The 23,687-nt window shown below is 60.0% G+C and carries 21 protein-coding genes; 15 read left to right on the top strand and 6 right to left on the bottom strand.

Translation table 11 applies throughout. The annotated features are described in order from the left end of the window. Positions 1 to 12: 12 nt before the first annotated feature. From ACYVGC_RS16605 to ACYVGC_RS16590, 4 genes are all read left to right on the top strand, one after another. A complete protein-coding gene (locus ACYVGC_RS16605) occupies positions 13 to 738 on the top strand; it encodes an NADPH-dependent F420 reductase (protein ID WP_460584968.1) in 726 nt (241 codons plus the stop codon). A gap of 301 nt (positions 739 to 1,039) precedes the next feature. Beyond that, complete coding sequence (locus ACYVGC_RS16600) at positions 1,040 to 1,600, top strand: hypothetical protein (RefSeq protein ID WP_460584967.1); 561 nt, start codon at positions 1,040 to 1,042, stop codon at positions 1,598 to 1,600. Between the two features lie 119 nt (positions 1,601 to 1,719). Then, the gene (gene rfbD, locus ACYVGC_RS16595; RefSeq protein ID WP_460584966.1) at positions 1,720 to 2,580 is read left to right on the top strand and encodes a dTDP-4-dehydrorhamnose reductase; all 861 of its coding nucleotides are present in this window, start codon (positions 1,720 to 1,722) and stop codon (positions 2,578 to 2,580) included. A 16-nt stretch (positions 2,581 to 2,596) separates the two neighbouring features. After that, positions 2,597 to 3,064 carry a hypothetical protein gene (locus ACYVGC_RS16590; protein ID WP_460584965.1) on the top strand — a complete coding sequence of 156 codons (468 nt, stop codon included), beginning with the start codon at positions 2,597 to 2,599 and terminating at the stop codon, positions 3,062 to 3,064. Positions 3,065 to 3,087: 23 nt separating this feature from the next. On the opposite strand, the gene ACYVGC_RS16585 is transcribed toward ACYVGC_RS16590, so the two are convergent. Then, positions 3,088 to 4,284, bottom strand: a complete 1,197-nt coding sequence (locus ACYVGC_RS16585) for an MFS transporter (protein ID WP_460584964.1) — start codon at positions 4,282 to 4,284, stop codon at positions 3,088 to 3,090. A gap of 122 nt (positions 4,285 to 4,406) precedes the next feature. Between ACYVGC_RS16585 and ACYVGC_RS16580 the strand changes: the two genes are divergently transcribed. Continuing rightward, complete coding sequence (locus ACYVGC_RS16580) at positions 4,407 to 4,925, top strand: GreA/GreB family elongation factor (protein WP_460584963.1); 519 nt, start codon at positions 4,407 to 4,409, stop codon at positions 4,923 to 4,925. A 173-nt stretch (positions 4,926 to 5,098) separates the two neighbouring features. Here the strand turns inward: ACYVGC_RS16580 and ACYVGC_RS16575 are convergent, their stop codons facing one another. Continuing rightward, on the bottom strand, positions 5,099 to 6,028 hold the full coding sequence (locus tag ACYVGC_RS16575) for an AraC family transcriptional regulator (RefSeq protein ID WP_460584962.1): 930 nt from the start codon (positions 6,026 to 6,028) through the stop codon (positions 5,099 to 5,101). A gap of 251 nt (positions 6,029 to 6,279) precedes the next feature. Between ACYVGC_RS16575 and ACYVGC_RS16570 the strand changes: the two genes are divergently transcribed. Both ACYVGC_RS16570 and ACYVGC_RS16565 read left to right on the top strand, forming a co-directional pair. After that, positions 6,280 to 7,809, top strand: a complete 1,530-nt coding sequence (locus ACYVGC_RS16570; RefSeq protein WP_460584961.1) for an aldehyde dehydrogenase family protein — start codon at positions 6,280 to 6,282, stop codon at positions 7,807 to 7,809. 152 nt (positions 7,810 to 7,961) lie between these two features. Continuing rightward, a complete protein-coding gene (locus tag ACYVGC_RS16565; RefSeq protein ID WP_460584960.1) occupies positions 7,962 to 8,354 on the top strand; it encodes a DUF779 domain-containing protein in 393 nt (130 codons plus the stop codon). 294 nt (positions 8,355 to 8,648) lie between these two features. On the opposite strand, the gene ACYVGC_RS16560 is transcribed toward ACYVGC_RS16565, so the two are convergent. The 3 genes from ACYVGC_RS16560 to ACYVGC_RS16550 form a co-directional block, all read right to left on the bottom strand. Next, on the bottom strand, positions 8,649 to 8,816 hold the full coding sequence (locus tag ACYVGC_RS16560; RefSeq protein ID WP_460584959.1) for a hypothetical protein: 168 nt from the start codon (positions 8,814 to 8,816) through the stop codon (positions 8,649 to 8,651). A 75-nt stretch (positions 8,817 to 8,891) separates the two neighbouring features. Continuing rightward, on the bottom strand, positions 8,892 to 11,327 hold the full coding sequence (gene pbpC / locus ACYVGC_RS16555) for a penicillin-binding protein 1C (RefSeq protein ID WP_460584958.1): 2,436 nt from the start codon (positions 11,325 to 11,327) through the stop codon (positions 8,892 to 8,894). A gap of 68 nt (positions 11,328 to 11,395) precedes the next feature. Next, complete coding sequence (locus ACYVGC_RS16550; RefSeq protein WP_460584957.1) at positions 11,396 to 12,154, bottom strand: biotin--[acetyl-CoA-carboxylase] ligase; 759 nt, start codon at positions 12,152 to 12,154, stop codon at positions 11,396 to 11,398. Positions 12,155 to 12,203: 49 nt separating this feature from the next. Between ACYVGC_RS16550 and rsfS the strand changes: the two genes are divergently transcribed. The 7 genes from rsfS to ACYVGC_RS16515 all read left to right on the top strand — a co-directional run bounded on the left by rsfS (position 12,204) and on the right by ACYVGC_RS16515 (position 21,388). Next, a complete protein-coding gene (gene rsfS, locus ACYVGC_RS16545) occupies positions 12,204 to 12,596 on the top strand; it encodes a ribosome silencing factor (RefSeq protein WP_283565820.1) in 393 nt (130 codons plus the stop codon). Positions 12,597 to 12,691: 95 nt separating this feature from the next. Beyond that, complete coding sequence (gene ftsH, locus ACYVGC_RS16540) at positions 12,692 to 14,758, top strand: ATP-dependent metallopeptidase FtsH/Yme1/Tma family protein (protein ID WP_460584956.1); 2,067 nt, start codon at positions 12,692 to 12,694, stop codon at positions 14,756 to 14,758. 90 nt (positions 14,759 to 14,848) lie between these two features. After that, positions 14,849 to 15,511 carry a LutC/YkgG family protein gene (locus ACYVGC_RS16535; protein WP_460584955.1) on the top strand — a complete coding sequence of 221 codons (663 nt, stop codon included), beginning with the start codon at positions 14,849 to 14,851 and terminating at the stop codon, positions 15,509 to 15,511. Beyond that, the gene (locus tag ACYVGC_RS16530; protein WP_460584954.1) at positions 15,489 to 16,280 is read left to right on the top strand and encodes a UDP-2,3-diacylglucosamine diphosphatase; all 792 of its coding nucleotides are present in this window, start codon (positions 15,489 to 15,491) and stop codon (positions 16,278 to 16,280) included. The genes ACYVGC_RS16535 and ACYVGC_RS16530 overlap by 23 nt, the downstream gene beginning before the upstream one ends. 127 nt (positions 16,281 to 16,407) lie before the next feature. Beyond that, positions 16,408 to 17,259 carry a hypothetical protein gene (locus ACYVGC_RS16525; RefSeq protein WP_460584953.1) on the top strand — a complete coding sequence of 284 codons (852 nt, stop codon included), beginning with the start codon at positions 16,408 to 16,410 and terminating at the stop codon, positions 17,257 to 17,259. A 188-nt stretch (positions 17,260 to 17,447) separates the two neighbouring features. Next, on the top strand, positions 17,448 to 18,611 hold the full coding sequence (locus ACYVGC_RS16520; protein WP_460584952.1) for a zinc-dependent alcohol dehydrogenase: 1,164 nt from the start codon (positions 17,448 to 17,450) through the stop codon (positions 18,609 to 18,611). A 134-nt stretch (positions 18,612 to 18,745) separates the two neighbouring features. Beyond that, positions 18,746 to 21,388, top strand: a complete 2,643-nt coding sequence (locus ACYVGC_RS16515) for a S8 family peptidase (RefSeq protein WP_460584951.1) — start codon at positions 18,746 to 18,748, stop codon at positions 21,386 to 21,388. Between the two features lie 69 nt (positions 21,389 to 21,457). Here ACYVGC_RS16515 and ACYVGC_RS16510 read toward each other — a convergent pair whose 3' ends face one another. Next, positions 21,458 to 22,264, bottom strand: a complete 807-nt coding sequence (locus tag ACYVGC_RS16510) for a zinc metalloprotease (RefSeq protein ID WP_460584950.1) — start codon at positions 22,262 to 22,264, stop codon at positions 21,458 to 21,460. Between the two features lie 284 nt (positions 22,265 to 22,548). Between ACYVGC_RS16510 and ACYVGC_RS16505 the strand changes: the two genes are divergently transcribed. Continuing rightward, on the top strand, positions 22,549 to 23,676 hold the full coding sequence (locus tag ACYVGC_RS16505) for an AAA family ATPase (RefSeq protein WP_460584949.1): 1,128 nt from the start codon (positions 22,549 to 22,551) through the stop codon (positions 23,674 to 23,676). Positions 23,677 to 23,687 lie beyond the last annotated feature (11 nt).

Here is a 23,687-nt window from a genome sequence, read left to right as displayed (position 1 = left end):
CTCACAATAAATATGAACATCGGAATTATTGGCGCCGGCCACATCGGCAGCGCGCTGGCCGTGCGGCTCGTCAGCCTCGGCCATTCGGTACTGATTGCCAACTCGCGCGGCCCCGAAACGCTGGGCGACGTAGCCCAAAAAACCGGCGCTACCCCCGCCACGGCCCGTGAAGCCGCCCAGCATGGCGAAATCATCGTGGTTACCATTCCGCTGATAAACATCCCCGACCTACCCAAAGACCTGTTTGAGGGCGTGCCCGCCGACGTGCCGGTTATTGACACCAGCAACTACTACCCCCTGCTGCGCGATGGTCAAATTCGGGAGCTGGAAACCGGCTCCCTCACCGAGAGCGAGTGGGTGCAGCAGCACCTGGGCCGCCCGGTGGTGAAGGTGTTCAACAACATCTACGCCGAGCACCTCGAAAAAAAGGGTACGCCCGTGGGCACGCCCGACCGCATTGCCCTGCCCGTAGCCGGTGACGACGAGGCCGCCAAGCGCAAAGTGATGGCCCTGGTGGAGGAGCTGGGCTTCGACGCCGTAGAAGATGGTACCCTGCACGAGTCGTGGCGCCAGCAGCCCGGCACCCCGTCGTACGGCGCCGACTGGCCCGAGCACAAGCTGCGCGAGCACCTGCGCAGCCTGGGCCACGAGCGCACCGAGGAGCAGCACGCGCAGTACTTGGCCAACCACGCCGAGCAGGAAAAGCAAATGGCCGCGCAAGGCATTAAGCTGAAGTAGCCCAGTGCCAGAGTTGGGGGCTAAACCGCCAGCCTACCTGAATCCAAAGACAAAAGAGCCGCGGCAGCTGCCGCGGCTCTTTTGTTTAGGGTAACTCTCCTGTGCTAACTGCTACAGTCCTTGCGCAGAAAACGGTTGTCATTGCCGCGCTCCACTGCGTTGCGCTCGCAATGACAACCGTTTTTCGTAAGTCCTAATTTGAAATTCCGGAACAAGTATATTTCGACTATAGTACTACTCCTGAATGCATGCTGCATCGGTTAAAGGCGACACCCCAGGTTAGAAACCGCGTTAAATTGCTATGCACGACCCCCATCTATATCGGTCCTACTTAGCTGAGGCCAATACTGACGCTTCGGTGGCCGTGCGGCGGGTATTCGGCGTTTATGCCACCGCGCCGGGGCCAGAATGGTACCGGCTGGTACTCCAGTTCAACCACACGTATTGCCTGGCAAAAGCGCTGGATAAAGGGGCCCGCTGGCACCCCTTGCTGCTGGGTTACTACCAGTTGCTGGGCCCGCAAGTCGAGCTGCTGTTGCCCGCCACCCAGCGTGGCCGTGCGTACGCTTGGTGCGCCAGCTTGCTGCTGCGCCACGGCCCTGGTGGGGCAAGCCAGCTGCTACCTGCGCCCGCAGTAGGAGCGCACCAATCGGCTGATTATGTATTTCATAAACAGCACTTTCCGAAGCTGCTGCGGTGCATTAGCCAGCAATTCAGTAGCCATGCGTTTGCGGGTAGCCTCACGGTTGGGAACATTTACGTTGCCCTTGGGCCCGCCTCCAAAGCAGATTTCGTGGAAGTCATCAATGATAACCGGCGAGTGCGCAGCTACCCCTTTGCTAATTTTCGGGCCGAAGAATAAGCAGCCTGTTCGGGGCTGGAACTAGGGCCATGCGCATGGTCGGCAGTACCTTCGGCGGGGCTAAGCGGTGGCTAAGTGGCCGCCGCTACCCGTTTGAAATAAGCCGCATAAAAGGTAAAATGAATACGACACTGGTTTTTGGGGCCTCGGGCCAATTGGGGCAGTGCCTGGCGCACGTAGCACAGCAGCAAGGCATGACTGGCCTGGTTTTTCCGCCCGAAGACCAGGCTAATATTCTAAATATAAGCGGTTTGCAAGAGTTGTTCGCGCAGCACCGCCCGGCCTACGCCATCAACTGCGCCGCCTACACCGCCGTGGATAAAGCCGAGGACGAGCTGGACCTGGCCCGCCGAGTGAACCGCGACGGCGTGGAGAACCTGGCCCGCCTCTGCGGCGAGTTCGGCACCACGCTCATCCAGATTTCGACCGATTTCGTGTTTGCCGGCAGTGGCAACCAGCCGCTGCTCGAAACCGACGAAACCGCGCCCATCAGCGTCTACGGCCTCACCAAGCTAGAGGGCGAGCAGGTTATTCCGGCGCTCACCAGCCAGTATTTCATTTTGCGCACCAGTTGGCTCTACTCCGAGTTTGCGGGCAACTTCGTGAAAACCATGCTCAAGCTGGGCCGCGAGCGCGACGAGCTGCGCGTTATCTGGGACCAGGCCGGTACGCCCACCTACGCCATCGACCTGGCCGGTTGCATCCTGCATATTATTGCCAGCCAGAGCACTGCCTACGGCCTCTACCACTACAGCAACGAGGGCGTGACTTCGTGGTACGACTTCGCCACCGCCATCTTCGAGCTCAGCAACACCACGGTGCGCACCGTGCCCATCCGCACCGCCGAGTACCCCACCAAGGCCACCCGCCCGCCTTATTCAGTAATGGATAAGAGTAAGGTAAAGAAGGAGTTAGGCGTGGCTATTCCGCACTGGCGCACGAGCTTGCGGGCGTGCTTGGGGCGGCTGGAAAAGCAATAGTAGCTGGCTCTTTTTTATGGCAACCGAAGGCCAGCTAAACTGTGCGCAACACACGCTGCCGCTCACCGCGTGGGTGGAGGAAGTCATTGAAAATCAGCTTTGGGAAAAGTCTGTTGACTTGCACATTGATATGCTCGATGCGCAGTTTAAGCGGCCGGGACGCTGGGTGGCAGTAAGCCTTCTTTTACTGTCCTGTCTTCAGGATATAGTCGATAGGAACAGGTACGAAATCTTACTGTCTATTCCCTTAGAATTATCAGAGAGTCCAACCGATATCAGGATACTGCATCCTGATTTGTTGGAGGAAATCGTTGATACTACACCGCCCTCTTTTTACTTGTTTCCGGTTTATTTCCCAGCTCTCGTCCAAACTATTGACTCCTCCCTGCACCTCTCGTCGCTTAGCAGCATCATGGACCGCGAGGTTTATTTTAAGGAGTGGGAAGACGCCGATGGATACAATAGAACGTTGTTCGTGAAGTAAATAAACGCTGGTAGATGTTCATCCTACCGCCCATAACTCCGGTGCAGCGCCAACGCCAGCGCCACAAACGCGCCGCCCACGGCGCACACGCCCAGCCAGCCGAAGTGCATCCAGGCCACGCCGCCGACCACCGAGCCGATGGAGCCGCCCGTGAAATAACCCGTCATGTACACGGTGTTGAGGCGACTGCGGGCCTCGGGGCGCAGCGAAAACACGAGCGTTTGGTTGGAAATGTGGGCCGATTGCACGCCCACATCGAGCAGAATCACGCCCAGCACCAGCCCAATGAGGTAGCCGCCGCCCAGGCCCAGCACCAGGTACGCGGCCAGCGCCAGCACCAGGCCCGCCGTGATGGCGTAGCGCGGCCCGCGCGTATCGGCCAGGCGGCCGGCCAGGGGTGCGGCCAGTGCCCCCAGCGCCCCAATGAGTCCGAAAAAGCCCGCCACGGCGCTGCCGTAGTGGTAAGTGGGGCTGGCCAAGTAAAAAACCAGCGTGGTCCAGAACACGCTGAAGGCGGCAAACACGCTGGCGCCCACCAGCGCCGAGCGCCGTAGTGCCGGTAATTCGCGGGTGAGGGTGAGCAGCGACTGCATCAGCGAAGCGTAGGTGCCCTGGAAGTTGGGCTGGTCGCGGGGCAGGCGCCAAGCTAGCAGCGCCGCCAGTGCCACCATCAGGCCGGCCGCGCCTTCAAACACCATGCGCCAACCTAGGTGCGCGCCCACAAAGCCGCTCACCGTGCGCGAGAGCAAAATGCCAATGAGTAGCCCGCTCATTACGCGGCCCACAATGCGGCCGCGGTCGGCCTCGGGGGCCAGGTGGGCCGCCATGGGCAGCAGCAGCTGCGGCACCGCCGAGCAAATGCCGATGAGCACGCTTGCCGCCGCGAGCAGTAAAAATGTGGGGGCCAGGGCCGCCGCCGCCAGGCAAATAGCCGCGCCGCCCAGCATCCAGAGCATCAGGCGCTTGCGCTCCAGCATGTCGCCCAGCGGCACTACCAGCACCATGCCCAGCGTGTAGCCCACCTGGGTGGCCGTGGCCAGCAGGCTGGCCCGGCTGTCCGAAATGCCGAAGGTGTGGCCGATGGCCGCCAGCAGCGGCTGGTTGTAGTAAATATTGGCCACCACCAGGCCGCAGGTGAGGGCCATGAGCCAGACCAGGGCATTGTCGAGGCGACGGGGGGTAACTAGGGTAGCAGTAGGCGTAGCAAGTAACTCAGGCATGGAATAGCGCGAACGAATCGGGATAGCAGTAGCGGCGAAATAGCGTGGGTTAACTCCCAAATGGCCGCCAGGGTTATGCTTGAGCTTCGCAACCCCCCCCGCCGGGTCTGCGTTTGCCCGGTATGAGTCGAGGATTTGTAAAGGAAGATGATGCCCAAACGCCGCCCATTGTGCCGCCCCGCGCCGCCCTGCCGCCCGGCTCACCCAACTACGTAACCAACAATGGATTAAACCAGCTCCGCCACGAGCTAGCCGAGCTGGAAGCCGAGCGCGCCCGCGCCGAAGCCGACCACACCAACGACACCGACCGCACGCACCGCCTGTCGCTGCTGCACGGCCGCCTCGCGCTGCTCACCGAGCGCCTAGCCAGCGCCCGCCTCGTGGACCCCGCCACCCAGCCCGCGCAGGAAGTGCGCTTCGGCGCCAGCGTGGTGCTGCGCACCCTGCGCGGCGGCAAGGCGGGCCTGGAGCGCCGCTTCACCATCGTGGGTGTGGATGAGGCCGATGTGGCAGCGGGCAAGGTGAGCTTCGTAGCCCCGTTGGCGCGGGCCGTGGCGGGCGCGCAGCTAGGCAGCGAAGTAGCACTGCACCTGGGGCCAAGCGAAGAAGTAGTGCAGGTAACTGCTATTACCTACGCCTGATAGATGAAGGAAAACGTTTGTCATTACGAGCGCCACGCAGTGGAGCGCGGCAATCGCACCGGCACGATACCCACGCCAGTCGTTCGGCAATCGTGCCGGTGCGATTGCCACGCTCCACTGCATGGCGCTCGTAATGACAAACGTTAACTAACTAATTTATAAAGCGTTATAAGTTAGTTGGTTAACTGCTTCTTATACGCGCCCGGCGTGATGCCCTCGTGCTTTTTGAAGAGCGCCTGGAAGTACGACAAATTATTGAAGCCTGCCCGCAGGCATACCTCGGCCACGCTGGCCAGCGGCTGGCGCAGCAGGCGCTTGGCCTCGGCCAGCCGCTCGCGCACGATGTACTCGACCGGCGTGAGGCCAAACTCGCGCTTAAACACTCGAAAGAAGGTGGCCTTGCTCATGCACGCCAGTGCGCTGAGCTTCTCAACCGACAGGTTATCAGCCAGATGCTCCTTAATGTGGTGCACTACCGCCGCGAAGCGGTGCGTGGTGAGGTGCCGGGCATAGTCGTTGAAAATCAGCTCCCTGGCCTGGGTTTGCATCAGGCGCACCAGCAGCTCTTGCAGGGTGAAGCTGGCCAGCACGTCCTTGGCCGCGTCGGTGGTGCGCGACACGGCCACCAGGCGCTCCAGGGTGCCAGTGAGCTCGGGCGTGTTGGTGAGGTGCGCGTACTCGGGGCCGGCCAGCGCCCAGGGTGCGTGGGCTTCGGCGCGCGGGTAGCGTTCGTTCAGTAAATCAATGGTTTGCCGAATGCTGTCGGGCGCAATGGCCACGGCCAAGCACTGCGTGGGCTGGCAGAGGCAAGCTTCGGGGAAGTCGATTTCCATGAGCTCGTCTTCGCCCACCACCACCGTTTCGCCGGGCAGGTAGTCGAAGGCCGGGCGGTCGGGCAGGTGCATTACTTTCTTGCCCCGCAACATAGTGGTGAGGGCCAGCCCATCGAGCCGCAGCGGCACGCGATGGGCCGCTTGGTGCGTCTCAAAAATGTTCAGCTCAAAGGCATCCAGCGCGAAAACCGTGCGGTTTTCGACCAGGGTATTCAACTGCCCCAGCGCAAGCGGCGGCACGGCGGCGGGCAAATGAACGCGGGTGGGCATGGGAAAGAATTAGGAATTAACTGAACGTCGTGCTGACGACAGGAAGCATCTCGCGTGGGATAGCAAAATCAATCGTTCAACAATGCGAGCGAAATGCTTCCTGTCGTCAGCATGACGATTAGACTGGTGAGTGATGACTTACTAAGGTTGCGGCAATTTCGACATTTATTGCGACAATACCACAACCTCAGCAGTAAGATAATAAGTCACCTTTGCCTTGTTCCTCACTTCTTTCTAATTCCCACGCAATCATGGTCGAAACCCTCGAACAAGCCACTACCGTGGTGGCCCGCCCGCAGTTCAAGTCGCACTACGACAACTTTATCGGCGGCAAATGGGTGGCCCCGGTGAAGGGTCAGTACTTCGATAACCCGTCGCCCATCGACGGCAAGGTCTTCTGTAAAGTAGCCCGTAGCACCAAGGAAGACATCGAGCTAGCCCTCGACGCCGCCCACGAAGCCTTCAAAAGCTGGAGCAAAGCCTCAGCCGCCGTTCGTAGCAATGTGCTGCTCAAAATCGCCGATATTATGGAGGCCAACCTGCCCTACCTGGCCGCCGCCGAAACGGTGGAAAACGGCAAGGCCATCCGCGAAACAATGGCGGCCGACCTGCCGCTCTGCATCGACCACTTCCGCTATTTTGCGGGCGTTATTAGGGCTGAAGAAGGCTCCGCTACTGAACTGAACGAGAATACGTTGTCGCTGGTCATTCAGGAGCCGCTGGGCGTTATCGGCCAGATTATCCCCTGGAATTTCCCGCTGCTGATGGCCACCTGGAAGCTGGCCCCCGCCATTGCGGCCGGCTGCTGCGTGGTAATGAAACCCGCCGAGCAAACGCCCGCCAGCATCATGATGCTCATGGAGCTGATTCAGGACGTGGTACCCGCCGGCGTTATCAACGTGGTCAACGGCTTCGGCCTGGAAGCTGGCAAGCCGCTGGCCAGCAACAAGCGCGTGCAAAAGGTGTCGTTTACGGGCGAAACCACCACGGGCCGCCTCATTCTGCAATACGCCGCCGAAAACATCATTCCCGTGACGATGGAGCTGGGCGGCAAGTCGCCCAACATCTTCTGCAAGAGCGTGATGGACCACGACGACGATTTCCTCGATAAGTGCATTGAGGGCGCCGTGATGTTTGCCCTCAACCAGGGCGAAATCTGCACCTGCCCCTCGCGCCTGCTGGTGCACGAGGATATTTACGACGAGTTTATTGCCCGCGTAATCGCCCGCGTGAAGGCAATCAAGCTGGGTAACCCCATGGATACCACCACGATGATGGGTGCCCAGGCCAGCAACGACCAGTTTGAGAAAATCCTGAGCTACCTCGAAATCGGCAAAGCCGAAGGGGCCGAAGTGCTGGTAGGCGGCGAAGCTTATACCCAAGAAGATGGCGCGCTCGGGGAGGGCTACTACATCCAGCCCACTATCTTCCGGGGGCACAACAAAATGCGGATTTTCCAGGAGGAAATATTCGGCCCCGTGCTGTCGGTAACGACCTTCAAGGACAACGAGGAAGCCCTGGAAATTGCCAACGACACGCTCTACGGTCTCGGGGCCGGCCTCTGGAGCCGCGATGCGCACGAACTGTACCAGATGCCCCGCGCCATTCAGGCCGGCCGTGTGTGGGTGAACTGCTACCACGATTACCCCGCCGGCGCGCCCTTCGGCGGTTACAAGGCCTCGGGTTTTGGCCGCGAAAATCACAAGATGATGCTCGGCCACTACCGCCAGACCAAGAACATGCTCATCAGCTATAGCCAGCAGAAACTGGGTTTCTTTTAAGAGGCTGCGCACTAAAAGAACGTCATGCTGAGCCTGCGAAGCATCTCGCCAGCGCCGTTGGGATTAGTTATCCAACGAAGCGAGCGAGATGCTTCAGCAAGCTCAGTATGACGTTCTGTTTGTATTTATAAACAATTAAATAATAACGAGTTATGCCCACTCCCCGCGTACTGGCCACCCTGGTGGCCGAAGCCACCATCGACTTGCTGCGTGATGAGCACGGCCCGCTCATGTTTCACCAAAGCGGCGGCTGTTGCGACGGCTCGTCGCCGATGTGCTTTACCAAGGGCGAGTTTCGGATTGGCGGCAACGACGTGTGGCTGGGTCAGATTCACGGCTGCGATTTTTTCATGAGCACCAGCCAGTTTGAGTACTGGCAGCATACCCAGCTGACCATCGACGTGACCAAGGGACGGGGGGCAAGCTTTTCGCTGGAAATCCCGCTCGGCGTGCGTTTTCTCATCCGCTCGCGCCTCTTCACCGAAGAAGAATCAAAGGCCATGGAGCCGGTGCTCAATGGCGAAGAATACTTGGAGCAAGCCTAATGCGCTAGTGCTTCAGCAACTCACCAGAAAGCCCCGGCAATAAAGTTGCCGGGGCTTTCTGGTATCTAATATAACTTATTGATAATAAATAACTTATATCTAACCAACTCGAAAAAGACTGGCGGCGTTGCGAGTATAATCACGATAAAAACCAAAGCTGGACTCGGTAGTCAAACTAGTGCTGGTGGCGCTGCCGGCAAAGCCGTCGCGGCAATCAACGCGGAAGCTGATTTTCAGCAAATCCCCGTTTTTGTCGAACTCCAACGCTTGGTATTCCAGCTCAGTACCGTCTTTCTACAAGTCCTGCCGGATGGCCGCCAGCTGCGCAAAAGACGTGTTTTTGCTAAATAGAACGGCAATCTTGGTGGCCGGGCTGGCCACCACGGTTGGGTGCGCTGTGAGCGGAGTAACTGCTGCTACCGAAGAGGCCAGTAGTAAGCCGCTAAAGAGTAATGACTTCATAGAAAAGCAGGGGTTATAGGCAAGCAGCCAGCATTTTATACTCGGTTGTTGTGGGCAAGGTTTACCCGGGCTAGGCTACAACTCCCTCACCAGCACGCGTACTTCCACGGTGCGGCCGTGGTCGTCGGCGCACGATATTCTGACCTCGCCCGGCGGCGGCCGGAAAAACACGCGCCCGGTGGCCGGCGCGGCTTGCAGAAACCGGTCGTTCACGTACCAATACACCTGGCGCACCTCGCCGGCCGCCGCGCAACTGAGCAGCAGTTGTTGCTTCTCAGCGGCATTGAGCACGTATTCGGCGTGGGCAGCCGGCGACGTAATGGCTAGCAGCGGTGCCGCATCGGGCTCGTACCCGGTAGCGCCGGCCGAGCCCGCCGCGTCGGTGCCGCGTACCAGGCGGCAAGCGGGGTTGTGGGGCGGTAGGCGGCGCGCCGGTAGCCCCTGCACCTCCCGAAAAGCCAGCACCTCGGGCCGCACATTGGGGAATAGCTCGCGCCGGTAGCCGCTGGCCGGGGCGCAGGCGCGGCAGTAGCTATACTGGCCATCGGCCGAGAGCAGCACCTCGCGCAGGTGCTGGCAGCGCGTGCTGCCCGATACGCCGGGCAGGTAATAATCGAGGAGCTGGTTGGGGCAGTTCTCACCGGGTACCAGGCCGGTTTCGGCGCACACCAACCGGAAGTCGAGGCTGGCGGGCGGCGCAAACCACTCGCTCTTCCCATTGTAAGCCAGCGCGTTGAATAAGTTGAAAAGGAGCGGGGAAGCCACGTCGGCCCCCGTGAGGGCGGGGCTGCCCTGGCCGTTAAAATTGCCCACCCACACCCCAATGGTGTACTGCTGGTTGTAGCCTATGCTCCAGGCGTCGCGGCGGCCGTAGCTGGTGCCGGTTTTCCAGGCAATGCGCGGCAGGTGCCGGCTGGCGGCCGCATCGAGCGGGAGGTCGGGCCGGGTGCGCTGCGCCAGGATGTCGGTGAGCAGGTAGGCGGCGGCAGGCGATACGAGTTGCTTGCCTTGAGGCACCTCGCTTTCTTTTTTCAGACTTCGGGCATCAAGCGCACCGGGGCTAGGGGGGGAGGTGAGCGTAAGCGTAGCATATTTCCCCCCGTTGGCCAGCGTCGAGTAAAGGCCGGTCAATTCTTCCAGCGTGGCCCCGCAGCCACCCAAGATGGTGCTGAGGCCCAGCCGCGGCGCATCGCGCGCCACCTGCCGGAAATCGGCCTGCCGCAGCGTGTTTGTGAGTTTATCGACGCCCACCTCCGATAAAACCCGCACGGCCGGAATGTTGAGCGAGTAGGTCAGCGCCCGCTCCATGGTCACCTCGCCTTGGCAGTGCTTATCAAAATTCTCGGGCCGAAAACCCTGGAAGTTGGTAGGCACGTCGGGCAGCACGGTTTTAGGCGTAATCAAGCCGCGGTCGAAGGCCAGGCCATAAAGCAGTGGCTTGAGCGTGCTGCCTGGCGAGCGCACGGCCCGCACCCCATCAACCTGGCCCAGCGCGCCGGCATCCTGAAAGTCGATGGAGCCCACGTAGGCTTCTACGGTGTGGGTGCGGTTATTCACTACTAGCACCGCGGCCTGCGAAATGCCCAGCGTAGCCAGCCGGCGCACGTAGTTGCGGGCCAGGTCCTCGGCCTTAGCCTGGGTGGCGAGCCGCAAGCTACTGTGAATGAGTGCGGTGCCGGGCTGCGCCAGCACCAGCCGGCGCGCCAGGTGCGGGGCTAGGGTAGGGGCGGGGTGGCGCTGGGCAGTGAGGGGCTCCAGTAGCGCATCGGCAATATCCTGGGCCGGAAAGAGCTTTTCGCGCCCGAAGTACCGCAGCCAGCGATTGCGCTCGCGCGTAATCTCCGCGTTGTGGCGGCCCAGCACCAGCCCGCCCGGCCGGTTGGGGATGATGGCCAGCGTAACCGTTTGGGCCAGGGATAGATAATCGGGCGGCTGCTGGAAATACAGCAGCGCCGCCGACTTCACGCCCTCAATGTTGCCGCCGTAGGGCACCAGGTTGAGGTAGAGTTGCAAAATCTCGGCCTTGCTATAATGCGCCTCCAGCTGCAAGGCGCGCAGCATTTCGCGCAGCTTGTTACTGAAGGTGCGCTCCTTGGGCTCCAGCAGCCGGGCCACCTGCATGGTGATGGTGCTGGCCCCCGTGGTGCGGCCGTGCCCAAACAGGTTGCGCCCCGCCGCCTGCACCATCGCCAAGGGGTTGATACCCAGGTGGTAGCGAAAATAGCGGTCCTCCTTCTCAATGATGGCCGTTTGCAAAGCCGGCGTTATCTCGGGCAACTCTGTTTTCATCCGCCACTTTTGGGTGGGGTTGAGGTAAGCGTGCAGCACAGTGCCATCGGCGGCCAGTACCAGCGGCGAATACTGCGGCGCAGGCGGCAGCGGAAACAGGCGGTCGGCCCCAAGGGCCAGCACCAGCAGCGCGATCAGCGCCAGAGCGGTACGAAAAAGCGGGCGGCGCATATGGCGAATGTAGCGCGAAGCTTCCGCTTCGTGCGCGAGCGCAGCGAGCATCGTCATCCAAGCGGTGCGAACGACGATGCTCGCTGCGCTCGCGCACGAATGCGGAAGCTTCGCGCTACTTACACATACTTAATCTCTTGCAAGGCAAAGCGTTGCACTGCGCCGGCTATTTCCACGGCCAGGCGGCCGTCGGGCTCTACGCCTACTATTTGGCCCCGCACGCGGCGGCCGGCTACCTCGTAGTCGTGCCACTCCTGGTAGCGGTAGAGGGCGGCCAGGTAGGCGCGGCGCAGCTCCCCCACCTGGCCGGCGCGCAGCTGCAGGTAGCGCCGCTCCAGGCATTCGAGCAGGCGGGCAGCCAGCACCTCACGCTGGAAATAGTGGCCCGTGAGCGCCCCCAGCGAGGTGGCCGTGGGCATGGCAAAGTGCCGTTGGTTCACGTTGAGCCCAATGCCTACCACGCTCGACTGAATTCTGGTACCGCTCAGGCTGTTCTCAATGAGAATTCCCCCAAATTTTTGGGTGCCAAAATACAGGTCGTTGGGCCACTTCAGCCGCAGCTGCGGCGAAGGTTGCAGCAGCGTTTCGGCCCAGTCGTACACGCCTAGCGCCACGGCCTGGCTCAGCAAAAATTGTTGGCCAGCATCCAAGAACGTGGGTAGCCAGATGATGGAGAGCGTCAGGTTTTCGCCCGGCGCAGCCTGCCACTGGTTGCCACGTTGGCCGCGGCCGGCCGTTTGGTCGTCCGTTATGACGGTACAGCCTTCGCTGGCCCGGTTTTCGCGCAACAGTTGTTGCGCTTCCGAGTTAGTGGAGGGGCAGGCGGGCAGCCAAAGTAGCTGCTGGCCAGTAAATAAGGTAGTGGGGCTGATGACCACGGGGGTTAGCAGTCGTACATTAGCTAGATAAACAACGCAAACTTACTCTATGAAGAGCACCTTGGTTCGACAGGATTCGGACACATTGGCAGAAGTAGCCGTACGCGGCCTCCAAGACCGCAAAGGAATGGACATTGTGGTTCTCAACTTAAAAGAGTTGAAGAACGCCGTGGCCGATTATTTCATCATCTGCTCGGCTTCCTCCGACACCCAGCTCGACGCGCTGGCCCGCTCGGTAGAAGAAGAAGTGGAAAAAGTAACTGGCCAGGCCCCCTGGCAGAGCGAAGGCCGCACCAATCGGGAGTGGGTTTTGTTGGACTATGTAGACGTGGTAGTACACGTTTTCCTGCGTGACCGCCGCAAGTTCTACGCCCTTGAAGAGCTGTGGGGCGATGCCGAAATTACGCACATCGAAGACACTGCCGACGTGGTTCAGCGCTAAAGTATTGGGCCGTCGGCTGCGTCTACCGGGTTACGTTACCAACATCGCCCGCCCGGCGCGGTTGCTCTAGAGTTCATTAAAAATAAGCAATTTTTATGTCTGATACGACGCCCACTAAACGCCGCAAGCCGACGCTGCCCAATCCCACGCCCCGGCCGGGTGTGCAGCTTTGGGTGATGGCGGGGCTCTTGGTCCTATTCATTGGCATGTTCTGGTTCAACAACCAGAATGCCGCTATCAAAATCAACCAGCAAAAGTTCGAGCAGATGCTAGCTGCTGGCGACGTGCATGACGTGTCGCTGGTTAATAAACAAACCGTGGAAGTGGGCCTCACGCCCGCGGCCCTGCAAAAAGCTGAGTACCAGAAGGACCTGACGGCCCACCGCGGTCCGTTTACCGAGCGTGGTGCGCAGTACTACTTTCCCATTGTAGACGCCAAGTATTTCCAGGAGCAGCTCGAGAAACTGCAAGCCAACCAGCCTCGCGAGCAGCGTTTGCAGCTCGACCCGGTAGACCGCGTGGGTTTGTTTGACATTATCAGCAGCTACGGCCTCATCATTCTCAGCATTGTGCTGTTCGTGTTCCTCATGCGTCGCATGAGCAGCGCGGGCGGCCCCGGCGGGCAGATTTTCAACATCGGCAAGAGCCGCGCTGCCCTTTTTGAAGGTGGTGACAAAGTGAAAATCACCTTCAAAGACGTAGCCGGTCTCGAAGAAGCCAAAGAGGAAGTGCAGGAGATTGTGGAGTTCCTCAAAAACCCCAGCAAATTCACCATCTTGGGCGGCAAAATCCCCAAGGGTGCCCTGCTGGTAGGTCCTCCCGGCACCGGCAAAACTTTGCTAGCCAAGGCAGTAGCTGGTGAAGCCGACGTGCCCTTCTTCTCACTTTCGGGCTCCGACTTTGTCGAGATGTTCGTGGGCGTGGGTGCTGCTCGGGTACGGGACTTGTTCAAGCAAGCCAAAGCCAAAGCGCCCTGCATCATCTTCATTGACGAGATTGATGCCGTGGGCCGTTCGCGCAGCAAGGGCTCCATGCCCGGCGGCAACGACGAGCGCGAAAACACGCTCAACTCGCTGCTGGTGGAGATGGACGGCTTTGGTACCGACTCGGGGGTTATCATCCTAGCCGCTACCAACCGGCCCGATACCCTGGACTCGGCCCTGCTGCGTCCCGGTCGTTTCGACCGTCAGATTAGCATCGACAAGCCCGATATAAACGGCCGCACCGAGATTTTCGCGGTGCACCTAAAGCCGCTGACCCTCGGTCCCGACGTGGACGCCCGCAAGCTGTCGGCCCAAACGCCCGGTTTTGCCGGTGCCGAAATCGCCAACGTCTGCAATGAGGCGGCCCTTATTGCCGCCCGCCGCGATAAGAAGTTCATCACCAACCAGGACTTCACCGACGCTATCGACCGCGTAATCGGTGGCTTAGAGAAGAAGAACAAAATCATCAGCCCCGGCGAAAAGCGCATTGTGGCCTACCACGAAGCTGGTCACGCCATCACCGGCTGGTTCTTGGAGCATTGCGACCCATTGGTGAAGGTGTCTATCGTGCCGCGCGGTGTAGCTGCGCTCGGTTACGCCCAGTACTTGCCCAAGGAGCAATTCTTGTACAACACTGAACAGTTGATAGATGAGATGTGCATGGCCCTCGGTGGCCGCGCCGCCGAAGAGTTGGTGTTCGGTAAAATATCGACCGGCGCGCTGAGCGACTTGGAGCGCATCACCAAGATGGCTTACTCCATCGTGACGATGTACGGCATGAATAGCAAGCTCGGCAACGTATCGTTCTACGATTCTAAGGGTCAGAACGAATACGGTTTCTCGAAGCCTTATTCGGAAGCCACTGCGCAGATGATTGACGAGGAAGTTCGCACCATCATCGAGCAAGCCTACATCCGCACCAAGGAGCTGCTGACCGAGCGCCGCCACGAGTTGGAGGTAATTGCTAAGGAGTTGCTGGAGAAGGAAGTACTGCTGCAAGACGACTTGGAGCGCCTCGTTGGCAAGCGCCCCTTCGGCGGCCAGACCAACTACCAAGCCCACATGGCCGGTACCGACCGCTCCGAAACTGCCAGCGAGGTGAAAACCGAGCACCCCGGAATTCCGCTGGGTGGCGACCTGCCCGAGTTGCACCTGCCCGGCCAGCCCGAGACGGTATAAAAAGCTATCAATAGCTCTTTTATAGGGCCGTAATAACGCGAAAAGGCCAGCCATAAGGCTGGCCTTTTTTATGTCCATTACCTTTGCCGCATGTCTTCCTCCCGCGATACTATGCTGGCGCGCATCCGCACGGCGCTGGCTACTGGCCCGGCCCCGCTGCCGCCGGTGCCCGACTGGACCGCGCCGGTGCACCCGGCCCTGCCAGTTGCCGACTTGGCCGTGACGTTTGCCGAAAGCTTCCGGCGCGTGGGAGGGGAATTTTTTTACGCCGAAAACCCGGCACAGCTGGGTACCGAGCTGCGCGCCTGGCTGGCCGAGCGCCTGCCCGCCGGCCAGCAGTTCTACGTGTGGGAGCCGGCTATACAGGCGTTGCTAACGGCCGCAGAAGTGCCATTCCAGCCTATGGAGGCTGCCTTCCGCACGCAGGCTGCCGCTGGCCTCACCAGTTGCGAAGCGCTGGTGGCCCGCACCGGTAGCATTGTAGTTGCGCCGGCCACGCCCAGCGGGCGGCGGCTTAGCATCTACCCCGACCAGCACTTGGTGCTGGCTCGGCCCAGCCAAGTGGTAGCCGAAATTGGCGATGCGTTGCGCGTAGTGCAGGCCCGTTACGGCGCGCAGCTGCCCTCCATGCTGTCGCTCACCACTGGGCCGAGCCGTACCGCCGATATCGAAAAGACCCTCGTGCTGGGTGCCCACGGCCCGCGCCGGCTCAGCTTATTTTTATTGGAAGATGACGCCGAAGACTTTGCCTGAGTTGCCCCCGCAGGCGTTGGCCCCCGGCCAGCGCGTGTATTTTGCCTCTGATTTTCACCTGGGCGCGCCCGACGCTGCCACCTCCCGCGAGCGCGAGCGCCGCATTGTGCGCTGGCTCGACGAGGTGGCTAAGGATGCGGCCGCCATTTATTTGCTAGGCGACGTGTTCGACTTTTGGTTTGAATACAAGCACGCTATCCCACGGGGTTTCAGTCGGTTGCAGGGAAAATTGGCGGAGCTAACCGACGCCGGCTTGCCTATTACGCTCTTCACTGGCAACCACGACATGTGGATGTTTGGCTACTTCACCCAGGAAATGGGAATTCCGGTGCTGCGCGACCCTATTTCACAACGTATTGGTAATCAATATTTTAATATTGGACACGGCGATGGGCTAGGGCCGGGCGACTTTGCCTACAAGCACGTGCTGCGGCCCGTGTTTAACTCACCCGTGACGCAGTGGCTGTTTGCGCGGCTGCACCCCAACCTGGGCATCGGCCTGGCCAGTCGTTGGAGCCGCCACTCGCGCCTCCAGAACGGCGCGGCCGATGCCACGTACTTTGGCGAAGATGAGTGGCTGCTGCAATACTGCCGCGAGCTGGAAAAGCGCCAACACCATGACTACTACGTATTTGGCCACCGCCACCTGCCGCTCGACGTGGCCGTGGCCCCCGGCAGCCGCTACATCAACCTGGGCGAGTGGGTCAATTATTGCACCTACGGCGTGTATGACGGTAACGAGCTGGTTCTGCGGGAGTTTAAGGGGTGAATTGGGAATGAGGAAGGAGGAATTAAGAATTGTTGCCAAGCAAGGTCAACTCAAAAATTGGCAGTGGTTGGTACTGATTTATTCCTCATTCTTCCTTCTAAATTCTCCATCCGCGCAAGCGCAAGCCGTGCCCAGCGCCGCTTCGGTGGCGCCCGCTGCCCGCGTGGCTCCGGTGGAGGCCGCCCCCACGGGCAAGGTCGATAACCCCAATGCGCCCGCGCCGGCCGCGGGTACGTGGGTACTTGTTAAAACCCTGACGCTGCCCAGCATCGGCGCGGCCTCGCTCGACCGGCGCGGCATGCTTTACCTGGCCGACCAGGATAATAACCTGCGCCAGCTGACCCGCGATGGCCAGCCGCTCAATACGTACTCGCCCACTCAGCCCGGCCACGTGGCCGTAGTCGAAGCCTGGAACCAGAACAGCCTGCTCGTTTTTTACGACGACCGGCAGCAGGTACTGCTGCTTGACCGCTTTTTGGCCCCGCTGAGCGAAATCAGGCTGGCCGACTACGTCGATGGCACGGTGCGCACCGCAACCCTGGCTCCCGACGGCCTGCTGTGGCTGCTTGATGAGAGCGCCCTCACCCTGCGTGAGTTTGACCCCCAAGCCCTGCGCATGGTGCAAAACACGCCCCTCGACCTCATTATCGGGCGCAGCCGGCCCGACTTCCGCTTTCTGCGCCAGTACCAGAACAACCTCTACCTAGTAGACCATACCAGCGGCATTTTCGTGTTTGACAACCTGGGCAATTATCGTAAAAAAATACCCTTTACCGGTCTGGATTTCATCACGTTCCGGGGCGATGAGTTGGCGTATATCAGCGGCGGGCAGCTGCATTTTTTTCATCTCTACAACCTCACCGAGCGTACGCGGCCCCTGCCGCCCGGCCTCGATGCAACCACCGTGCGCCAAGTGCTGCTCGACGACCAGCGGGCTTATTTCATCACGACAAAGGGCGTAAGCATCTACCAGCTTTAATCCAGGCATGATTGCCTGAAAATGAAGGTTTGGCTTTTAGGTATAGTGCAGCCTAAGTAGGTAGTATGGCGTGTAACTTACTAACTGTAACTACGTTGCGCAAATGGGAAAAGAGTGCTTGAGCGGCAACCAGCTGCCGGGCGGGCCGTTAGAAAAGGCCTGTTCTCCCAACCCTTTTCCCTTATTCCATGAAAGCATTGATGTTTCACGGCCCGCGCAATGTAAGCGTCGATACCGTTGACGACCCCATCCTGAAGGACTCGCGCGACGCCATCATCCGCGTGACGAGCACGGCCATTTGCGGCTCCGACCTGCACATTTACAACGGCTCGCTGCCCACCAAGCCCATGGTGCTCGGGCACGAGTTTATGGGCATTGTGGAGGAAGTTGGCCGCGGCGTGGGCAACCTCAAGCGCGGCGACCGCGTGGTGGTGCCCTTCCCGGTAGCCTGCGGCACGTGCTTCTTCTGCAACCACGAGCTGCCCGGCCACTGCGAAAATTCCAACCCCGACCACTATGGCCCCGAGGGTGGCCTGCTAACTGAAAAAGGCGGCGCGCTTTTCGGCTATACCGACCTCTACGGCGGCTACGACGGCGGTCAGGCCGAGTTTGTGCGTGTGCCCTACGCTGATTTTGGCCCGCGCAAAGTGCCTGATTTCCTGAGTGATGAGCAGGTCCTATTCCTGACCGACATCTTCCCCACTGGTTACTCGGGCATTGATTGGGCCGAGGTAAAGGGCGGCGAGTTTATCGCCATTTTTGGGGCCGGCCCGGTGGGTATTATGGCCGCCAAAAGCGCTTGGCTCCGCGGCGCGGCCCGCGTGGTTATCATCGACACCCAGAAATACCGCCTCAATAAGGCCAAAGAAACGACCCGCTGCGAAACCATCCTGTGGGAAAGCCACGACCAAGTGGTAGCGCAAATTCGCGACATGAGCGAGGGCCGCGGGGCCGACGTGTGCGTCGATTGCGTAGGCTTTGAGCCCGACCGCAACCTGCTTGACCGCGCCAAGGCCGTAATCAACCTCGAAAAAGGCTCGCCCAAAGTAATCGAAACCTGTATGAGCGCCGTGCGCCGCGGTGGCGTGGTATCGGTGCTGGGCGTGTATGCGACCACCAACGATAACTTCCCGGTGGGCCAGTTTTTCGACAAAGGCATCAAGCTTGTGGGTGGCCAGGCCCCGGCTCATAAGCACATCGACAAGCTGTTGCAGCACATCATTAAGGGCGAAGTGGTACTGGATGACATCATCTCGCACCGCTTGCCGCTGAGCCAGGCGGCCCACGGCTACGATATTTTCCGCCATAAAAAGGATAATTGCTTGAAAGTGGTGCTGCGCCCTGGCGAATAAATAGCCTCTCTACCTGCCCGAAAGCCCGGCTGCCGGCCCTGAAAAGGGGCGTGCAGCCGGGCTTTTTTAGCGGCTACCTATCTTGCTTACTTTAGTTGTGCGTACACAGGGTCAAGTAAAAATTATAGAAGTCGATGCTAAAAAATTACTGCTGGAATGTGCAAGCTAAAATGCTGCTGGTGATTGGGTTGACGCTAGTTGGCGGTGGGCCAGTACGGGCGCAAACGGGTGCCTCGAAATGGGCTCCTGGGGTAGGGCAGGAGCTGCGGCGCGGCACCGGCCGCCAGGCAGTGCGGCTGCGAGTGCGCGATGCGGTGGCGTTGCGGCAGTGGGCCAGCCAGCAAGTGCCAGTACTACAAGTAGTTACTTCGGCGGCTAGTGCAAATATAGTCCTGGTTAAAGGTCTGTCAAGCAAGCAGTTGAGTGCATTAGCTGCTTTGCCTTTCGTGGAGTTTGTGGATGTGCCCAACCGCCCCGCTCATGACGAGCGCCTGCTCAGCGGGGCCGACCTCACGGCCAATGGCCTGCGCGCGGTGCAGCGCCGCTACCCCGCCCTCATGGGCCAAGGCCTGGCCGTGAACATCAAGGAAAACCCACTCGACGCGGCCGACCTCGACTTGCGGGGGCGGCTGCTGAACACACCGGCCGGTACGGTTATCGAGTCGGTACACGCCAGCATTATGGCCACGCTCATTGCGGGTGGCGGCAACTCGGGGCCGGCGGCCGAAGGCGCGGCGCGGCAGGCGGGCATCGCCTCTTCATCTTATGCCAACCTGCTGCCCGATGCCAACGCTGACCTCACCCGGCTGGGTGTGAGCGTACAAAACCATTCCTACGGTACTGGTATTGAGAATTATTACGGCCTCGAAGCCCAAGGCTACGACCAGCAAGCGCGGCAGCTGCCGTATTTGCTGCACGTGTTTTCGTCGGGCAATGCGGGCACTTCGCCCAGCACCAGCGGCCCTTACCAAGGGCTGGCTAACGTGGCCAACCTCACCGGCCAGTTCAAAATGTCGAAAAACTCGCTGGCCGTGGGCGCCACCGATGTGCTCGGCCAGGTGGCGGCGCTCAGCTCGCGCGGCCCCGCCTACGATGGCCGGGTGAAGCCCGAGCTGGTAGCCTACGGCGACGCCGGCTCGTCCGATGCCTCGGCGCTGGGCTCGGGCGCGGCGCTACTGGTGCAGCAGGCCTACCGCGACAGCCAGGGCGGCGCATTGCCGCCCGCCTCGCTGGTGAAAGCCGCCCTTATTAATAGTGCCGACGACGTAGGCCGTCCCGAGGTCGATTTTGTAAGCGGCTTCGGCCAGCTCAATACCCTGGGCGCGGTGCGCACCGTGCTGGAGGGCCGCTTCCGCACCGGCTCCGTGGCGCAGGCACAGGAGCAAATTGTGAGCCTGCCCGTGCCCACCGGCACCCGGCAGCTAAAAATAACCCTAACTTGGACCGACCCCGAAGCCGCCGCCAATGCCGCGCAGGCGCTCGTCAACGACCTCGACTTGGAAATACTGGGGCCCGGTAGCACCCGCTGGTTGCCCTGGGTATTGAGTGCTGCCCCCAACCTCGATTCGCTGGCGCAACCGGCCCGCCGCCGCGCCGACCACCTCAATAATGTGGAGCAGGTGACCATCGGCCTGCCCGCCGCCGGCACCTACCAGCTGCGGATACGGGGCACAGCGGTGCCCAGTGGCCCGCAGGCGTTCAGCCTGGCCTATGAGGTAGTGGTCCCTGGCTTTGAGTGGCTGTCGCCCAATGCGTTGCGCAATGTACGGCCGGGCCAGGCCACGCTATTACGCTGGCGCTACGCCGGGGCAGCTACTACCGCCCGCCTTGAGTACCGGCCCATCGGCCGCACCACCTGGCGCACTATTACGGCTGCTACCAACCCGGCGCAACGCACCTATAGCTGGGCCGCCCCCGACACGACTACATTGGCGCAGGTGCGCCTGGTGGTTGATAATCAAGTCTTTGTATCCGATACATTTGCCTTAGCCCGGCCACTGCCACTGCGCGTGGGCTACGTCTGTACCGATGAAACCCTGCTGACCTGGCCCGCTACCCCTGGCGCTACGCAGTACCAGCTCTATCGCCTGGGTGCCAACTACCTGGAGCCTTTTCAGCTGGTAGCCGATACGCTGCTGCGCGTGCTGCCCGCCCAAAATGCGGGCCAGTACTTCGCCGTAGCCCCCGTGCTGGGCGGCAAGCTGGCCGAGCGCGGCGCTACCATCAACCTGGCCGAGGCGGGGGTGGGCTGCTACGTGCGGTCGCTACTAGCCCAGCAGCCCATTGCTGATACTGTGCGCCTGATTTTGTCGCTTGGCACCCTCTACCGCTTGCAGGCCGTGCAGCTGCAACGCCTCGGGCCGGCTGGCTTTCAAACCATTCAAACCCTGAATCCCGTTACCCAGCTGACTACTTTATTCACCGACCTCACGGCCACCACCGGCCTCAACCAGTACCGGATTATGGGGCAGGACGCGGCTGGCCGCACCTTTTACAGTGAGGTGGTGGCCGTGCAGCTGGTGCGCCGGGGCGAGCTACTGGTATTTCCGGTGCCCGTGGTAGTGGGCCAGGACTTGCAGGTGGCCGGCGAGCCGGGGGCCATCCTGCAAATAGACCTCTACGACGCCCTGGGCCGCCACGCGCGCACGGCGCAGGTCGAGGGGGCACTCAACCTAGTGAGCACCAGTGGCCTGCGGCCGGGTGTATACCTGCTGCGCGCCACCCCCACCACCGGGGGCGGCCCCGCCCGCACCCGCCGCGTAGTGCTGGTAGAGTAGCTTACTAGTCAGCAAAAAGCCCCCGGCCTGCTTAGCAGACCGGGGGCTTTTTGCTTGACTCTCCGTGCGTTAGTACACGTAGTTGAGGGCCGTTACGTCGTTGGTGTTGAACGGGCGGTTTACGCCGTTGCCCACGCAAGCCAGCATCCACGAGTTGGGGTCGCCGCCCGAAGGCGTGCCGGGAATGAGGATGGCCCCTACGTTGCTGGCCCCTTCGTTGCTGGCGCTACCGCCGCAGCTATACGCCCGGTTGAAGTAGTCGGTGTGGCGGAAGCCGATGCAGTGACCCATCTCGTGGGCCATGATGGTGGCGATGTAGTTGGAATTCGTGCTGTTGATTACGCTGGGTACCAGCGTGAAGCCCGGCGCGGGGTTGCCATTGCTGGGGAAACCGCCTGACTGGCCGAGCACGCCAGCACCGAGGCTAGCCGAGTACTTCACGGGCAGGTCGGCGGTGCCTGACGAGATGCGCGTGAACTTCAGTTGGATGTTGGCGGCGTTGTAGCGGCGGATGGCCTCGTCGATTGCCGTCACGTAAGCGGCCGGAAACTGGCTCGACAGGCTTACGGTGAGCGTGCGGGGCAGGCGGGTTACCAGGTTGGTGGTGCGGTACTGCTCATCGCTGCCCACACGCAGCATGGAGGGGCTGGTAGCGTTGGCCAATGCCTCCGGCGAGAGAAAAATGTCGCCTTCTACTACGTAGCCACCGTCCACGGCTTTGAGGTCGCTGGTGCCAAAGCCCATGGCCTTCACCTGCGCAGTTACGTCTTGCGAAATGGCGGCCGGCTGCGTAGCCGAATCCTGCGATTTCTGGCAGCCAGCCAGCGAGATAGTGGCGAGGGCCCCGAGGGTCAAAAGGGAAGAAAACTTGAACATTGGTTTGGTTTGGAAAAGGGTGAAGAGTGTGTGAAACTTGTTCCCAAATGTGTGGCGGATTTTCTGACTGGCAATTCGAAGTAAGCTAAATGCCTAAATGTTACACGTTTGTGTAACTATGTTGCCTTGATATTATCGCAATATTAAATGTGGTTATTTTGAGTCTTATCTAGTCCTGTGACCGTCTCTTTCCACACAGCTGGTAGCGATAGACAAGTTGGTTACCCTACTTCCAGAAGTGGCTGCACTTGTGCAGCATGTACTTTTACCAAAAGCCCCGACTTATGGAAAACGCCATCAAAACGCTGCGCATTCAGAACTTCAAGTCCATCAAAGACGTGACGATGACCCCGCGCCGGGTCAACATCATTATCGGTGAGCCCAACGTGGGCAAGTCGAATATTCTGGAGGCGATGAGCTTGCTTGGGGGGATGTTTTTTGATGGGGGAAAATTCATGGATGGCCAGATAAGGTATGAGGCCATTCGTAATTTATTCTATGATAATGACTGGACGAAGGAGGTTATCGTAACTGGAAAGGGTATTGGGGCCACACGATTGCGCAAACATTCGGATGCGATAGAGGTGGCGTTTGGGGATGGGCAGATAAGGCAACAGTCAGGAGGAGGACCCTTAATAGGGCAGCCTATGATTGAACAACGGAGAGCGGAACTGAATAAGCAGCAAAAAGATAAACATAAGCTAGTAAATTTTGAAGATAGAAATAATTTTTATGAATTAATGCAGAAAAATGGTGAACTTTTAAATATTGAGTTAAGTAGCCCACAACCTGCCCTGCAAGTGAAAAAATACACTTTCCACAAGCAGACGCCGCATGGTAAGTCCTATAATAATTTTTTTCTCCGACCGCCCTTTGGGGATAACCTGATGGAGGTCATTCAGACGGGTACCTCGGCTTTTCGCAAGGAAGTAGGAGCCTTTTTTACTCAGAATGGCTATAATCTGACGTTGCGCACCGAGGAGCAGAGACTGGAAATCACTAAAACTTTGGATGGCCTTACTACTGCTATTCCCTACTCGCTGATAGCCGATACCCTCCAACGTCTCATTTTCTACCTGGCCGCCATCGAGAGCAACGACGACGCGGTGCTGCTATTTGAAGAGCCCGAGGCTCACTCGTACCCCGTGTATGTCTCACAGCTGGCGCGGCGCATCGTAGCGAGCCGCAACAACCAGTTTTTTGTGGTCACGCACAGCCCGTACCTCATCACAGAGGTGCTGGAGGAAATGGTAACCAATGACGAGTTGGCGCTTGAGCTGGCGCTATTCGTGGCGTATTACGAAGACTACCAGACCAAAGTGCGGCAGTTGAGCGATGAGGAAGTACGCAACATTCGGCGCGATGGCCTAGATGTATTTTACAATATGGCGCGCTTCGTGCCCCAACGCTAAACGGTCGGTTG

It is taken from the genome of Hymenobacter arcticus, assembly GCF_054779975.1.
This window is presented reverse-complemented; position numbering and strand designations above follow the sequence as displayed.

What these genes read in the sequence shown, in the direction of transcription:
- ACYVGC_RS16605 (WP_460584968.1), top strand. Translation starts at nt 13, where the DNA reads ATGAACATCGGAATTATTGGCGCCGGCCACATCGGCAGCGCGCTGGCC.
- ACYVGC_RS16600 (WP_460584967.1), top strand. Translation starts at nt 1,040, where the DNA reads ATGCACGACCCCCATCTATATCGGTCCTACTTAGCTGAGGCCAATACT.
- rfbD (WP_460584966.1), top strand. Translation starts at nt 1,720, where the DNA reads ATGAATACGACACTGGTTTTTGGGGCCTCGGGCCAATTGGGGCAGTGC.
- ACYVGC_RS16590 (WP_460584965.1), top strand. Translation starts at nt 2,597, where the DNA reads ATGGCAACCGAAGGCCAGCTAAACTGTGCGCAACACACGCTGCCGCTC.
- ACYVGC_RS16585 (WP_460584964.1), bottom strand. Translation starts at nt 4,284, where the DNA reads ATGCCTGAGTTACTTGCTACGCCTACTGCTACCCTAGTTACCCCCCGT.
- ACYVGC_RS16580 (WP_460584963.1), top strand. Translation starts at nt 4,407, where the DNA reads ATGAGTCGAGGATTTGTAAAGGAAGATGATGCCCAAACGCCGCCCATT.
- ACYVGC_RS16575 (WP_460584962.1), bottom strand. Translation starts at nt 6,028, where the DNA reads ATGCCCACCCGCGTTCATTTGCCCGCCGCCGTGCCGCCGCTTGCGCTG.
- ACYVGC_RS16570 (WP_460584961.1), top strand. Translation starts at nt 6,280, where the DNA reads ATGGTCGAAACCCTCGAACAAGCCACTACCGTGGTGGCCCGCCCGCAG.
- ACYVGC_RS16565 (WP_460584960.1), top strand. Translation starts at nt 7,962, where the DNA reads ATGCCCACTCCCCGCGTACTGGCCACCCTGGTGGCCGAAGCCACCATC.
- ACYVGC_RS16560 (WP_460584959.1), bottom strand. Translation starts at nt 8,816, where the DNA reads ATGAAGTCATTACTCTTTAGCGGCTTACTACTGGCCTCTTCGGTAGCA.
- pbpC (WP_460584958.1), bottom strand. Translation starts at nt 11,327, where the DNA reads ATGCTCGCTGCGCTCGCGCACGAAGCGGAAGCTTCGCGCTACATTCGC.
- rsfS (WP_283565820.1), top strand. Translation starts at nt 12,204, where the DNA reads ATGAAGAGCACCTTGGTTCGACAGGATTCGGACACATTGGCAGAAGTA.
- ftsH (WP_460584956.1), top strand. Translation starts at nt 12,692, where the DNA reads ATGTCTGATACGACGCCCACTAAACGCCGCAAGCCGACGCTGCCCAAT.
- ACYVGC_RS16535 (WP_460584955.1), top strand. Translation starts at nt 14,849, where the DNA reads ATGTCTTCCTCCCGCGATACTATGCTGGCGCGCATCCGCACGGCGCTG.
- ACYVGC_RS16530 (WP_460584954.1), top strand. Translation starts at nt 15,489, where the DNA reads ATGACGCCGAAGACTTTGCCTGAGTTGCCCCCGCAGGCGTTGGCCCCC.
- ACYVGC_RS16520 (WP_460584952.1), top strand. Translation starts at nt 17,448, where the DNA reads ATGAAAGCATTGATGTTTCACGGCCCGCGCAATGTAAGCGTCGATACC.
- ACYVGC_RS16515 (WP_460584951.1), top strand. Translation starts at nt 18,746, where the DNA reads ATGCTAAAAAATTACTGCTGGAATGTGCAAGCTAAAATGCTGCTGGTG.
- ACYVGC_RS16510 (WP_460584950.1), bottom strand. Translation starts at nt 22,264, where the DNA reads ATGTTCAAGTTTTCTTCCCTTTTGACCCTCGGGGCCCTCGCCACTATC.
- ACYVGC_RS16505 (WP_460584949.1), top strand. Translation starts at nt 22,549, where the DNA reads ATGGAAAACGCCATCAAAACGCTGCGCATTCAGAACTTCAAGTCCATC.